This window comes from Drouetiella sp. (genome assembly GCF_059504425.1).
The window spans coordinates 18,024-31,831 of sequence record NZ_JCACIN010000057.1; the positions used below are offsets into that span (position 1 = coordinate 18,024).

The window sequence follows — 13,808 nt, forward strand, 5'->3', positions numbered from 1 at the left end:
GAACTGAAACCCTAGCCGATTCATACCCAGATATTGCGCTCAGTATAGACTGATGCCGCAGGATTTGCCTAGAATGTGAAGAAGCAAAAAAATTGTGCGGTTTTGTCCTATTTTTGGTCTAAAGCCTTGGAAATTAGCTTTGAGAGCTTTGTAATTTTTAGCTCAATATTCAAAAATTCTACATGGAATTACGGAGGTCAACACCTTTCATGAGTCAGTAAATTCACTTTTCTCATAAATTTTTTATACATGAGTTCGTAGATCAAGTTCATAGGTTAAGTCCACAGACATATAGCGGCTTTCACTCATGCTTCACACTCAAATCAATTCTTTGCGGCAATCTTTGAAAAATTGGAAATGGCTTAGCTCTGAAGAATTAGGCTTCCAGGCATTAAGCTTTCAGCAGCCCAGCATTCGGCGCTGGCTGCTCATTAGCACACTGCTATTGCTTGGATGCAGCGGCTGCGCCTCTCTATCCGGAAGTTTGAGCCAAAGTTTGACTCCAGCGCTAGAATTTCGCATGAATCCAGTGCAATCTGGCGATCGCCCTGGTCTTTACACCGTCTCTGGGCAAACTACTTTGCCCAACAAGACTCAGGTTACGGTTTCCGCAGTTCGATACCTCCCAAAGGTCGCTACCGACCAGTCGCCAAGCTACACTCTGCTCGATCGCCAATTTGCTCAGGTCAGCCAGGGGGCTTGGAAGACTGATCTTGATCTTTGGCAGACGGCTAACGGCAAACGGGAAGTTTGGCAGTCATCTTTGCAGGGCTTCGGCGTTCAATCCAATCCCGAAGTTGTCTTCTTAGCAACGGTTGACCCGCTCCAGCAATCTACCAACCTGCAAAACCAGTTAGATCGGCTAGATGATTCACGGCAGCTAGATTTAGTTCGATTCACATCTGACGGAGAGCAGTACTTGCAGGTCAGTCAAGCTCTAGAGATTTCTCCGCCAAATGGGACTGTTCCTGCTGTGACTACCGATCGCACACCCCAAGTTGTTCCTGTCTTGCAAACTAATTCATCCTCAGTTGACGAGTGGAAGCAACTCCCTCTGCCTCTCTCACCTGATGAGTTTTTGCGATAGACAAGCCTTCCCTGAGCTAGCTCGACATAAATCTGCTCTGCGTCAAAACTGCCGCAAAAGTTAAGAAGCTAGCTTAGGGTAAGACGATACATTTTGCGTTTGTTCAGTGTGCAGCCTTTCTAGCTGAGTCATCACCTGCTTCAGATTCGCCAGCAGTTCGCTGACCTGAGCAGGGTTACTAAGATTTAAGCTTGCTTCGACTTCACTACTATCGGCACTGCTATCCACAGGAAGTTGAGACTCAGGCTTAGGTCTGGCAAACCCCATGAAAGCCTGAGCCGCAGGGAAAGAAGCCACTGCCCGCACGTTAGCAGAGTAGTTGGACAAAGCTTGATCAGGGATGGGATCAAACGGTTGACTAATGGCAACCTGGGCAATCACAGGGCTTTCAGCCACTTGAACCGTTGAAGTCTCAGGCAGTAGCCGAGTTGGGTGGGCAGCACCTATCTGAGCAGTTGGCTCATTAGCAGCCTGCAAAAATCCTGCCAGCCCCAGAGCCTCTAGCTTAGGCTGCGAAAATTTAAGGTACTCGACCTGAGCCTCTTTTTCAGAAAGCTGATGCGTTAGCTTAGACATCTGCCCCTCTAAAGAGGCAAGCTTTCGAGAAGACTGCTGCCAGTTCATCACCGCAAAGTTGGCTACGCCCGCTCCAATGCTAATGGCAGCCGTGGTGAGCAGATAGGGAACGGCAATATCTTTGAGAGAACCCGCGAAGACTGTATCTTGCTCCAGTTCTACGGTGACAGGCTTGGAGCTAAGAGCCGCAAGCGGAAAGGTTGTAATCGAAAACAGAGCACCTACCAGTAAAGCAGAAGATACCAGATTGTTTGCAAAGCTCATAAGCCACAAAAAGAAAGGACAGAAATGTTCAACTCATGTAGATGGCAGCTCTGACAGTACACCTGATTCAAATAATGTTGGCTGAAACTCTGGCTTAGCCAATTCTTTAGATTGAGTTAAAGGCTTGGATCAACTCCTGAATTCAGTGGCTGAGAATCAGATCTCCCTGGTTTAAAACTTTCAAGTCTAGAAGTCTGTAGATGAACGCTCTGATGAAAACCGAGACAAGGGTGTTCAGAACGGAGGTATTCAGAAATTACTGCCCATGCGGACATACACGTAACCCTACGTACATTTGATAGCACAGTTTATGCGTTTTTTTGAGAAATTCATCCAAAGGTATAGTAATTACTGAGATTACAGTGTAGCTTTTTACACAAAATTTTGCACGCGTAGATAATATTTTTTTAGGTAGTGCAATAATGCGATCGCCAGAATATTCTGGCTGCAACACGATCAGATTCAGCCTGAAGTCAAAAAATTGATAGTTAGATTGATAGTTAAAAAGGTGCCGTTGATTTTTTGAAAGATACGCACCTTCCCAGAAATCAACGGCACCCTCGTAACAAACGGCAGGTCTAAACCGTAACCTACAAAAATTACTGGAGATCTTGTAAAACCACAGCCGTTCCCGTTGCCGTCACCAGCAGCAGGCTCCCAGCCTGATCCAGCGTAATTGTCCCCGTATCTACATTGATACCAATGACAGCATTTGCTCCTAAACGCTCCGCCCGTTGTTCAAGTTCTGCCAGAGCCTCCTGTTGACCACGCTCAAACACTCGCTCGTAGCTAGCAGTCCGTCCGCCTACAATGTCACGAATACCCGCAAAGAAATCTCTTAGGGCATTGGTTCCGTACACCACTTCTGCCGTTACAACACCCAAGTAAGACTCGACGATCGCCCCTTGAATGACATCCGTTGTTGACAATAACATACACATCCTCCATAAGCTGTAGTACATCATGTGCTTGTTCTAACAACATCCGTTGTTGATAGAATCATGTACTGTTCCCACACATGTTCGTAAATCTCCTCAATGACACTACCATTCATACAGTTGACAACAAATAAAAAAAAGTTGTGGACGGCTAGTTTTCTTTTGGCGGCAGGATTAATGACTGTGCCATTGATCCTGCCACCGACTGCCTGGGCACAAAACCGACCTGCATCCCAGACGCAAAAGGATGAGCAGCGCCTCAACGATCTGCTCGACAAAGGTCGTGAACAGGTAGAAGCAGGAAACATTGCTGACGCGATCGCCATTTACCAAGAAGCAGCTCAGCTAAAGCCCGACAATGCCAGGATTTTCTCCGCGCTTGGCTTTTTAGAAGCTAAACAAAACAACTTTCAGGCTGCCGTCGATGCCTATGAAAGGGCAGTATCTTTAGAATCAGATAACGGCGATTTCTACTATGCTTTGGGCTTTAGCAAAGCTAGCCTAGGTGACAATTCTGGTGCAGCGATCGCCTACCGTCGCGCCACCCAGCTCAACCGAGGCAATGTAGAAGCCTACGTGGGTCTAGGGGTCGTATTGGCGCGACAAGAAGACTACCTGGGGGCGATCGAGGCATACCGTCAGGTGCTAGCCACCCGACCCAACGACGCACGGGTTTATGAGTTCATTGGGTCTGCGTATCTTCAGGAAAAAGAGTATCAAAGGGCGCTAGAGGCTCTGCAAAGAGCAGCACAGCTTGAGCCGAGGCGGGGGACAGTTCAGCTCAATTTGGGCGTGGCGATGCTCAATTTAGGAGACACAGCGGGCAGCATGACGGCTTTTGAAAAAGCTGCTCAGCTTGAGCCTCGCAACGGGCTAGTGCATTTGCAAATTGGCGATATTTTCCGCGCTCAAGGCGACGCAGACCGGGCAATTGCTCATTATGAGAAAGCCAATTCCGTGCAGTCTGACTTAAAAGAAGCTCACGCGATGATTGGCGAAATTTCACTAGAGCGGGAGGACTATCTCCGGGCGATCGTGGAATATCGAGAAGTCACCAAGTTATCTCCTCAAGACGCAAACGCTTTCTACAGCCTGGGCAGAGCATTGGCAGGGCGAGACCGCAAGCCTGAAGCGATCGCAGCTTACCAAACAGCCTACGATCTGTATCAGCAGCAAAACGATCGAGAGGGCGCACAGAAAGCCGAAGACGCGATGGACGACCTGCGTTAACTGATTTTTTTGGCTCCAGCCGCGTAGGATTGAGTTAAACAAAGCCTGCTTTCGCAGGCTTTGTCTGTATTGCAGGCTTTGTCTGTATTGCCGAGCTTTTTACGATAAGCACGGATTTTCCGATCGGTTCTATTGGAGTCGCTCCTATTGGATTAAGTTGGAAAAATCGGGAAAACGCTTGACTTTTCTCATCAAACGTTGAACATCCCCTCAGCGAAATATCATCTTGTGTCAGGCTGGCTTCGCTACACTACATTCAATGGGCCAAACGTAGACCCCAATTTAGAGGTTTGGATACTTTGGGTCAACGCCGCAATGAAACTCCTCAATCGTGCCACTCAAAAATTGAACCAAAACCTCAAGCGAAAGGGCATTGATTTAACTTCATTGCAGTTTCGATTGACCCTAGGGCTAACCACGCTTTCGCTACTGGGGCTGGGCGGCATTGGCACCTGGACAACTTGGCAGATGCGGCAGATGCTAGTCGTTAACCATCAAAATTATTTGAAGTCTCTCAGCGATCGCATTCCTGCGGAGCTAAAAGCTTATCCCGCCACAGAGGCGATCGACTCTCAGCTTCAGGCGCTGATTAATCAGTGGTCGTCGCCTCATCTATGGCTATGGGTAAAGGCAAACGATGGCACAATATTAGCGGCCTCAACCAATCTATCCAGCTTTCCGGCAGAAGCGACATTGATGCCTACAGCAATGATGCCCCCCCAGCCTGAAGTATCGCAGGTGAATGGACGCTTTTTGGTGCTGTGCAGTCAGCCTTTACAAATTGAGGGGAAGGCGATCGGTCACGTCTACTTAGCGCAAGACATTACCCACGACTACGAAGTGCAAAATACGCTGGTGAACAGCCTAATTGTTGCTACGGTTCTGGCTATTGCTCTGATTGGAGTCTTGATTGCCTACTTTGTTCAGCGATCGCTCTATCCCCTTCGGCAAATTAATCGGCTGGCGATCGCTCAAGACCAGTTTTCTGTTTATAACCTGGAGTTAGGAGAGTCTATCGATCAGATTCCCAGCGAAATGAAAGAGTTAGTGCAGGCATTTGGTACCTTATCTACGCGGCTTTCGGAGGCTGACGATCATCAGCGGCAGTTCACCAACCAATTTACTAACAGCATCTCCCATGAGATTCGCACCTCGCTCAGCTTAGTCTATGGCTATTTGCAAAGCACGCTGCGGCGCTGCAACAACCTGACCGACTCTCAAAAAGAAGCACTGGAAGTTGCGGTCGATGAAACCGAACGCACTATCCAGCTTTTGAAAGATCTGGTGGATCTGTCCCGGATCAGCAGCGATGCTATGAAGTTTTCCTTAGAGTCGGTGATTCTTAACGATGTGATAGCAATGGCTATAGATCGGGTAGATTTACCCAACGTTACGATTGAGAAGCCGACAGATTTGGAATTCGTCATTGCTCACACCGATCCAGAGCAGATTATTCGGGTGATTAAGCACCTGCTAGACAATGCTATGCGCTATGCCAAAGACCAGCCCGTCATCATCAAGCTCAGCGAAACGCCCAGCCAAGCTGTGATTCAAGTTTGCGATCGCGGCTGCGGCATTCCCCTGAGAGATCAGGCGCACATCTTTGAACCCTTCTACCGCGTCGAAAACTCCCGCTGCCGCGCTACTGGAGGAGTGGGTCTGGGTCTGGCGATCGTCAAATCTCTCGTTGAAGGCATGAAAGGAAAAGTTGCCGTCACCTCCCAACCCGGTCAGGGCAGTATCTTTACCGTCATGCTGCCCCTGGGATATCAGAACAGCCTGGATCGCAATAGCCATTACCCAACAGCCTGTAGACGCTCGCAAAACCTATGACTGCCAACATTCTCTTGGTTGAAGATGAAGTTAAACTAGCGCGATTTATCCAGCTAGAGCTAGACAGCGAGGGCTACACCATTCAGGTGGCACATGATGGACTAACAGGACTGACGATCGCCCGTGAAACACCCCCCGATCTGGTGATTCTAGACTGGATGATGCCGGGAATGACGGGCATTGAGGTCTGTCGGCGACTCAGGGCAACGGGCATCAAGGTGCCGATTATTTTGCTGACGGCAAAAGATGAGGTGAGCGATCGCGTCACCGGATTAGATGCAGGGGCTGATGACTATGTAATCAAACCCTTCAGCATTGAAGAGCTGCTGGCAAGAGTGAGGGCACACCTGCGCCGCACCCACGATGACAACCCCGATTTGTCGCAGTTTGGCGATCTTAGTCTCAATCGCAGTACGCGACAGGTGTTTTATGGCGACAGAGCGATCGATCTGACTGCCAAAGAGTTTGATCTGCTGGATTACCTCTTGCTTCACCCGCGCCAGGTGATTACCCGCGACCAAATCTTGGAGAAAGTCTGGGGTTACGATTTTATGGGCGACTCCAACATCATTGAAGTCTATGTACGCTATCTGCGCCTGAAGCTAGAAGAGCAGGGTGAAAAGCGGCTGATCCAGACCGTACGCGGCGTGGGGTATGTCTTGCGCGACTAATCCCTGCTACGAATCCCTGTGAAAACTCCGCACCAGGTTCTCACCAGAATATCTGGTGTTAGTAGCCCACAAAATGTAGTGATTTTTTATGGGGTGGGCTTCGCCCACCCCATAAAAAATCACTACATAAAAAATCACTACATAAATATCAGTACCCCAGAGTTCACTCAACCTCTAGGGGCGAAAATCGACACGAGCCGGTAAACCCACATCCTTGAGGCGATCGGATAAACTCTCTGCATTAGAGCGGCTGCTAAACCTCCCCGCATTGATGAAGGAACCGCGACCCGCCTCATCGTAGGCAGCACCGGGCGCAACTCGATTCACGGCAGCCAATCGATCGCTGCTGCTCCCTGGAACAACGACGACATAAGGCCCATAGCCAATATCGCCGCCGCCTGAACCACCCTCACCCGGACGAAGGGCTAAACAGGAGCCTGACGCTAACGTACTGAGGGTTTGGGTGCCTGCGATGCCGTCCACGAGCAGACCACAACGCTCTTGATAGCTAATGACTGCCGATCGGGTTTGCGAACCGAAAATGCCGTCTGCCCGAATGCCTAAAGCTGACTGTAACCGCGATACCTCTGTACCCGTGTCACCAAATCGCAGCGCCATGGCCTTGGGCGCGATGCTGAGGATAGAAGCGATCGCTACTACAGACAGCAAACCCCGCCAAGCAAAGCTTGACATTTTGCGAGTCTGCAACTTAAATAGCTTCAGCTTGGACGGTGCCGATGAGAGCGGCTCAGCAACGGCGGGGTGTTTAAACAGCAGGGATTTCATAGTTTCCTCGCTCACTTTGTTGGTGTTGATTTAAGTTCAGGTGCTTCCCTAGGTAAGGCTTGATGCTGTCACATCGAGCCTTACCCTTTGGGTTTGCAGCCGAGCTAAATGGATAGAACAATCTCTAGACCAGTCTTATGATTCACCACAAGTCTGAATCCTGAACGCTCTATCTTTATTTAATCTTTATTCTTACCTGTAACCTGTCAAGACGCTAGATGTGGAGTAGCGCTGAGACTTCAGGCAATAGAGCGCTTCAACTAAATGTAGAGGCAGATATCCCCGGTTTTAGCGATCGATTACCCTATAAGTAGCGTTTTGAATTTTTTACAAAAAATAAATTTTTTATTGATTTCAGGTGATCATCCTCAATCCAAACCCAAGTTGCAGTCAAAATCCCATAAAAACAACGTCGAGCGACCCATGCCGTTTGACGTTGTTTCTGTAAGCTGATTACCTTCTAAAGCTGCACTTTTGAGGCTCTGCTTTTAAAGACTTGTGCAGTTTTTGGAACTCCTCTGTCTCCCAGATTAAAGGCTAATCAGTCTATTGTTGATATCCTCGCCAAACGGCAACTAAAACACCCTGAACCACCACATCCGTTGCAGCCGCTTCTATCAACGGATAGCTGGGGTTTGCAGGTTTCAACGTCACCTGATTTCCCTTGCGGTGATAATACTTGAGGGTCGTCCCTTCGCTATGCACCCTTGCCGCAACGATCGTCCCATTCTTCAAAGCCTGCTGGTCTTGAACTGGACGCATCAGCACAATATCGCCACTGTCAATTAGGGCGCCAATCATGCTGTCGCCCCGCACCCGCAGCGCATAATCTCCCAACCGAATAGATGAACTGGAGAAATCTAGCTGCTCTTCAACATCCGGGAAGGGTTCTACAAACGAACCGGCTGCGATCGCTCCCAAAATAGGAATGCCTTGAGGCTTGAGAATTCGGATGGTGCGCGCCCTACCCTCCGTCCAGTCGATATAGCCCTTTGTACGAAGATGCTCAAGACGGCTCTGAATGGGAGCGGGCGAACGCAAATTCATAGCTCTCATCATCTGCCGGATGGAGGGCGAATGCTGATTTTCTCGGATGTATTCAATTAGCCAGTCGTATAAATTTTGCTGGACTTCTGTGAGGAGTTCCATAGGAGCATGTGTCAACTTAAGTAGGGAGAGCGAGAGGTTAGGGAAGGCTAAAAATAGACAACAGATCGCCTCAGAACGTTTGTACCACAAAAACAGGGGTACTGTCTAGTATTTTCTAAAAAATCAATTCGTCCTAAAGTCAGAAGCGCTCAACTGACTGGCTCTAGTCTGCTGCAATGTGGCCAACTCCTGGCTGCCTAGCTGAATCAGAGTGTTTCGTCCCTGCTGTACTAGCTCTAGACTCCTGAACTGAACAGAGCGAGGTAAACCCAGCCGATCGCGCCCTTTGCGGAAATCTTGAACAATTGCAATCCCTTGCCGATCGAGTGCAAACCAATCATTGCCCTGTCCCCCAATCAGCCGATTCTTGCCCTTGCCGCCCATGAGGCGATCGTTGCCATCCCCCCCCCGCAGTTCGTCGTTGCCGTCTTGTCCACTGAGAGAGTCGTTATTCTGGCTTCCCTCCAAGCGATCGCGTCCTTTTCCTCCTAGCAGAGTGTCGCTGCCCAAGTCGCCTACTAAGTAATCATTGCCGTCTTGCCCGTCGAGGCGATCGCGCCCGGTGCCACCCAACAGAGCGTCTAAGCCGCCGCCACCGAGCAGCGTATCGTTCCCCGCCAGCCCAGCCAAATTTTCTGAAACTTGTGTGCCCTGAAGCCGATTATTGAAGGCATCACCTCTAATTTCAGCGACGAAAGATTGTAGAACGGCAGCATCTGCCCGGACAAATCCAGCGCCGCTCCTAAAGTTTCCTGGCAGGTCTAGAGGCAGAGCAGTTGTCTGGAGCGCTGCCAAAACCTGAGCTGAAGTGAGGCTACGGCGACCGCCCGCTCGTTGCAGTATCAGCGCCGCAACTGCTGCCAGATGCGGCGCCGCCGCTGAGGTGCCTGCAAAAGAGCTAAAGTCCAAGAAAGGATTATCGTTTTCTATTGTTGTCGAAACGCGATCTGGGCCAACAAGTTCAGGCTTCTGGCGTACCTCTGGAGTGGTGAAGCGATCGCCTTGAGCATTGAACAAAATGGGAGTGCCGCCAATGCTAGAAAAAGATTCTAGAACGGGAGTTGTGCCCCCAAAGGCAGGCGTAGTGGTGTAGGACGCAGCCCCAACGGCGATCGCCTCTCTAGCGTTGGGATGCCCGAAGAGAGTAGAACTGCCGATCGCATCGTCGGCATCGTTCACATACTGGTACGTAACCCCATCGTTGCTAGAAAAGCTCGACCACTTCATTAAACCGGGCGTGGGGCTAGTGGCGTTTACCCGACGGGCAATGACCAAATAGACTGTTTTTGCCGTAGCAGTGGCATGGCTAAGGGTCTGGAGGGGCGCATCAGGTCGGGGAGAGGAAACCGAAGAATCGCTGATTACCCCTCCAGCATTGGGCAGTTGCGGACTGCTGACCAAAAACATTTCTAGGTCATTTGCCACATTTCCTGTCGGCTGATCCCAACCCAGAATCAAATTAATACCCGGCAGGTCGCCGTAGAGAATCTCACCTGAGGTTGCCTGGGGGAGCTGAATATCCTGAAACAAATCAATCTCGGTACCCGAATCGAAATCATGGGCTTCGTAGGTATTGCCCCGATAGGTAAAAGTAGAACCTGAACGAAATTGACTTTGGTAGGCGCGATCGCCATCGTTTCCTGCCGCCGAAAAATAAATTACGCCCTGCTGAGCCGCTTTGGTGACTGCCTGAGCCGCAACGCCATCTTGAAAAAACGGCGCGCTGGCAAACCCGAAGTCGTCAACAATAATATCGGCTCCAGCTTGGGTCAAAGCCTGAATAGCGTTGGCAAGACCTTCCTCACTTCTGCCCACTGTATGAAACAGCAGCTCTGCGCCAGGAGCTACGTCATGAATGATTTGCAGCATGGCGCGACCTTCGTCGGTTTGTATGCCTAGGGTATCTTGCAGCACTCGCACGGGCGTATTGTAGCCATTTGGGTTTCTGCGCCCTGGCAAATCGCCCGTTGTCACATCGGTTGCCGCGCCGCCTTGAGCATTGTAGCTATCCGAAATCACGCCAATTTTGATGCCTGTGCCGTCCAAATTAAACAGCTCACGCGCCAGATTCGATCGCATGGCGCGATCGCCTTCACTGGTAACTTGTCCGACCATACTGCTGATACCTTGGCTTTGACTTTGACCAGTTTCAATTATCTAGGTAGGTGACGCTGATGACCCGCAATTTGTTTTAGTTAAAGAGGAATCTTTGACTTTCATCCTGCGGTTGGCAGCCAGCAATGTCAAAATCAAGAAAGGCTTGCTTTTCTGTGGAGGTTGCGATGCCCCTCACTGTCAAAGATTTAGAGAGCATACAAACCAAGCTCGGAAATGACTACCGAGTCGAATTAGTGGATGGCAGGATCACCGTCATGAGTCCATCTGGATATGAATCGGACGAAGTTGCCTTTCGGTTCGGTCGTCGTTTGGCAGACTGGGTGGAACCCAATCGCATCGGGCGGGTGACGGGTTCTAGCGCCGGATTCACGTTGCCGGACTCCAATACCCGTGCGCCAGATGTTTCCTTCGTGCGTGCCGATCGCTTGCGTCGTGCGCCTCGCAGCTTTGCTCAACTAGCACCCGATCTGATGGTTGAAGTCAAATCTCCTAGCGACTCAGTAGATGACCTGGAAAAAAAGATTGCTAATTTCTTGCAGCAGGGCACACAAGTTGGCATTCTCGTGAATCCTGAAGATTGCACCGTGAAGATTTTCCGAGCGGAAGCGGCGGCTGTCACCTTGCGGAATGGCGATATGCTGACAATCCCCGATTTGCTTCCAGGGTGGTCGGTTGCCGTGTCTGAGCTGTGGTCGCCCGTGTTTGATGATGAGTAATCGCTTTCCATTGTCTGTTGACTTTGCCCCCAATAGGAAAAATGTAACGATGACTGAATTACTAGAGAGAGTGATTGCTCAATTGAAATCTCTACCTGCTGATGAGCAGGATGCGATCGCCGCTCGTTTTCTGGCTGAGTTAGAAGATGAGCAGGTCTGGAAAGCTCAGTTTAAGTCTACGACCGATGAGCAGTGGGATCGAATCGCGGATAGGGTGCGGCAGGAAATTGCTGTGGGGGAGATCAGCCCTCTGTCTGAAGTTTTCTCTGCCCAGCCTGAGCTATGAAATTCTGAGCTATGGAATCAAGTGTTACGAAAGCGTTTCGCAAGAAACTTGATGGTCTCCCGGCATCAGTTCAAGAGCAAGCTGCCAAAGCTTATGCGCTCTGGCGCTCAGACCCTTACCACAACAGTCTCCAGTTCAAACGGGTTAGCCAGCGCCAACCCATCTATTCGGCTCGTGTGAGTTTGGACTACCGAGTGCTTGGTTTATTGGAAAATGAACACATTTACTGGTTTTGGATTGGCACACATGCAGAGTATAACGAGTTGCTTCAGCGACTATAGGAGAAGGTGCTACAGAGTCCTCGCAGCAGCACAGACAACACGGAGACCGAGGTTGCCGTAGCGGTTGTCCGGATCGTACCAGTGACGAGGAGCCGAGCGGCAGACACTAGGAATGAAGTACCAAGAACCCCCGCGAAGCATCCGCATTTGATTATCATTCTCACTCAGCCATGCACTGCCGTCACTGGGCGCACCTTGATAATTTTCATGCCAATGATCGGCGCACCATTCACACACATTGTCATGCATATCAAGTAATCCAAAGGCGTTAGCAACCTTAAAACTGCCTACCGGAGTGGTTTCTTCACGGAAAACTCCCTTGATGCCCAAACCATAATTACCGGGATAAGTCGTGCCATTATATTCCCAGTCTGTGCCACGATAGTTTGCCAAATCTGTGGCGATCGTCTCCCCAAAATGAAACGGCGTAGTCGTTCCAGCGCGGCAAGCATATTCCCATTCAGCTTCGCTAGGCAAGCGGTATTCTTTGCCCGTTTTACGAGACAGACGGTTACAAAACTCGATCGCCTCCCACCAGGAAATCTTTTCAACCGGGCGATCTTTGCCCTTGAAGTGTGAAGGATCAGGTTCTAGAGGGCGATCGATCTGCGGCAAAGCAGCTACGGCTTGCCATTGGGCTTGAGTGACAGGATATTTGCCCATGTGGAAGGGGGCGATCGTTACTTGATGCTGAGGACTTTCCCTATCTGTCCGTCCTTCTTCACTCTCTGGCGATCCCATCATGAAGCTGCCGTCAGGAATCGCCACCATATCCAACGTAAGGTCGCTATCCAAGTTTTCGGTAAAGTATTCTGCGCATTGGCGCTGTCGCTGAATCTCTTTGCCTTGTTTGTTGAGAGTGACGACTTCAAAGTCAAAGGTGGGCATGGGCGGAACTACATCACGGCGACTTGCAGTTGATGAGAGGGGTGAGTTTACCTTAACCTTTGGGGAAAGGGATATTTAATTGTGGATGAGTGGATGAGTGGATGGGGTTAGCCGATCGGTTTTGAGGTCAGCACCAGCCGTAGCTTGGCGTGAATGAGATTGAGCTGTGCTAGTCCCAAATCTACTTCACCTTCTACGACGACTCCCGTGTTGAGGAGGCGATCGAGCAGTTCCAAGATCGTAGGGTTGGGGGAATTTGTACCGGGGTAGTAGCCGCCTGCTTTGGGTAGCAGAGTGCCAATTTCGCCCAGATCAATGTTTAACTCAGCGGGGTCAATTTCAAAGATATCGCAGAGGTTGACGACCTGCTCCTCCAGCTTGCGCAGGCTTTCGGCGGCGCGATCGAGGTCATTGTCCTCCAGTTCACCCGCCTCCATGCGGCGGATCACTTGGGCTTCCATAAGCTGGCGCACAAGCTCCACCACGGTTAGCAAGAGCGGAGCTAATCCCTGTTTTGCCTGATCTTTGAGAGGGGGCGAGACTAAACTGGGGGTGATATCAAGAGGCGAGTCAGAAGCATTCATATGTCATACGATATCCGCTTCTGCCGAGTATTTACGTTTCTAAGTGAAGTTCAGGGGCGGCACGGAGCGATCGCAGTTCGGTTTCCAGGCTCTCCACACGCTCCAGCAACTTCTGATTGGATTCTGTAAGCTGGCGAGACTGAGTGCTGAGAAACGGATCGCTTTCCCACCAGTTGATGCCCATCTCCTTGGCTTTATCGACAGAGGAAATTAGGAGCCGAATCCGAATGCTCAGCAGCTCAGTAGAGCCAACCGAGACAGAAATATCGCCCGCAATCACAATACCTTTGTCTAGCACCCGCTCTAGCACGTCTGCCAGAGTCGAGCCTTGCGTGGAAGTGGCGATCGTTCGATTAGATTGCGTTGCAGAGGAGAGCATGGTGGGGGCAATGATAAAGTGC

The 13,808-nt window shown here is 50.2% G+C and carries 15 protein-coding genes; 7 read left to right on the plus strand and 8 right to left on the minus strand.

Annotated features, from left to right (window positions below):
• Positions 1-307 precede the first annotated feature (307 nt).
• On the plus strand, positions 308-1,087 hold the full coding sequence (locus tag AC5JMP_RS14475; RefSeq protein WP_495852191.1) for a hypothetical protein: 780 nt from the start codon (positions 308-310) through the stop codon (positions 1,085-1,087).
• 60 nt (positions 1,088-1,147) lie between these two features.
• Here AC5JMP_RS14475 and AC5JMP_RS14480 read toward each other — a convergent pair whose 3' ends face one another.
• Both AC5JMP_RS14480 and AC5JMP_RS14485 read right to left on the minus strand, forming a co-directional pair.
• Positions 1,148-1,927, minus strand: a complete 780-nt coding sequence (locus tag AC5JMP_RS14480; RefSeq protein WP_495852192.1) for a hypothetical protein — start codon at positions 1,925-1,927, stop codon at positions 1,148-1,150.
• A gap of 599 nt (positions 1,928-2,526) precedes the next feature.
• Positions 2,527-2,862: a YbjQ family protein gene (locus AC5JMP_RS14485; protein WP_495852193.1), complete on the minus strand. Its 336-nt coding sequence runs from the start codon at positions 2,860-2,862 to the stop codon at positions 2,527-2,529.
• 186 nt (positions 2,863-3,048) lie between these two features.
• Here AC5JMP_RS14485 and AC5JMP_RS14490 point away from each other — a divergent pair, with 186 nt between their 5' ends.
• The 3 genes from AC5JMP_RS14490 (at position 3,049) to AC5JMP_RS14500 (ending at position 6,599) form a co-directional block, all read left to right on the plus strand.
• On the plus strand, positions 3,049-4,095 hold the full coding sequence (locus AC5JMP_RS14490) for a tetratricopeptide repeat protein (RefSeq protein ID WP_495852194.1): 1,047 nt from the start codon (positions 3,049-3,051) through the stop codon (positions 4,093-4,095).
• Positions 4,096-4,410: 315 nt separating this feature from the next.
• Positions 4,411-5,928, plus strand: coding sequence for a sensor histidine kinase (locus AC5JMP_RS14495; protein ID WP_495852195.1), 1,518 nt, complete (start codon positions 4,411-4,413; stop codon positions 5,926-5,928).
• A complete protein-coding gene (locus AC5JMP_RS14500; protein ID WP_495852196.1) occupies positions 5,925-6,599 on the plus strand; it encodes a response regulator transcription factor in 675 nt (224 codons plus the stop codon). Before AC5JMP_RS14495 ends, AC5JMP_RS14500 begins: the two co-directional genes overlap by 4 nt.
• Before the next feature lie 174 nt (positions 6,600-6,773).
• Here AC5JMP_RS14500 and AC5JMP_RS14505 read toward each other — a convergent pair whose 3' ends face one another.
• From AC5JMP_RS14505 to AC5JMP_RS14515, 3 genes are all read right to left on the minus strand, one after another.
• A complete protein-coding gene (locus tag AC5JMP_RS14505; RefSeq protein ID WP_495852197.1) occupies positions 6,774-7,385 on the minus strand; it encodes a peptidoglycan-binding protein in 612 nt (203 codons plus the stop codon).
• Between the two features lie 546 nt (positions 7,386-7,931).
• A complete protein-coding gene (lexA, locus tag AC5JMP_RS14510; RefSeq protein ID WP_495852198.1) occupies positions 7,932-8,534 on the minus strand; it encodes a transcriptional repressor LexA in 603 nt (200 codons plus the stop codon).
• A 123-nt stretch (positions 8,535-8,657) separates the two neighbouring features.
• Positions 8,658-10,649 carry a S8 family serine peptidase gene (locus AC5JMP_RS14515; RefSeq protein ID WP_495852199.1) on the minus strand — a complete coding sequence of 664 codons (1,992 nt, stop codon included), beginning with the start codon at positions 10,647-10,649 and terminating at the stop codon, positions 8,658-8,660.
• A gap of 167 nt (positions 10,650-10,816) precedes the next feature.
• Here AC5JMP_RS14515 and AC5JMP_RS14520 point away from each other — a divergent pair, with 167 nt between their 5' ends.
• From AC5JMP_RS14520 to AC5JMP_RS14530, 3 genes are read left to right on the plus strand one after another with little or no spacing between them, the layout of a single operon-like run.
• On the plus strand, positions 10,817-11,368 hold the full coding sequence (locus tag AC5JMP_RS14520; RefSeq protein WP_495852200.1) for a Uma2 family endonuclease: 552 nt from the start codon (positions 10,817-10,819) through the stop codon (positions 11,366-11,368).
• A 49-nt stretch (positions 11,369-11,417) separates the two neighbouring features.
• A complete protein-coding gene (locus tag AC5JMP_RS14525; RefSeq protein WP_495852201.1) occupies positions 11,418-11,654 on the plus strand; it encodes a hypothetical protein in 237 nt (78 codons plus the stop codon).
• Positions 11,655-11,665: 11 nt separating this feature from the next.
• Positions 11,666-11,935, plus strand: a complete 270-nt coding sequence (locus AC5JMP_RS14530) for a type II toxin-antitoxin system RelE family toxin (protein ID WP_495852202.1) — start codon at positions 11,666-11,668, stop codon at positions 11,933-11,935.
• Between the two features lie 9 nt (positions 11,936-11,944).
• Here the strand turns inward: AC5JMP_RS14530 and AC5JMP_RS14535 are convergent, their stop codons facing one another.
• From AC5JMP_RS14535 to AC5JMP_RS14545, 3 genes are all read right to left on the minus strand, one after another.
• Positions 11,945-12,823, minus strand: a complete 879-nt coding sequence (locus AC5JMP_RS14535) for a formylglycine-generating enzyme family protein (RefSeq protein ID WP_495852203.1) — start codon at positions 12,821-12,823, stop codon at positions 11,945-11,947.
• A gap of 107 nt (positions 12,824-12,930) precedes the next feature.
• Entirely contained in the window at positions 12,931-13,407 is a 477-nt protein-coding gene (locus tag AC5JMP_RS14540; protein WP_495852204.1) for a gas vesicle protein K, read from the minus strand.
• Between the two features lie 31 nt (positions 13,408-13,438).
• The gene (locus tag AC5JMP_RS14545) at positions 13,439-13,786 is read right to left on the minus strand and encodes a gas vesicle protein (RefSeq protein ID WP_495852205.1); all 348 of its coding nucleotides are present in this window, start codon (positions 13,784-13,786) and stop codon (positions 13,439-13,441) included.
• Between the last annotated feature and the right edge of the window lie 22 nt (positions 13,787-13,808).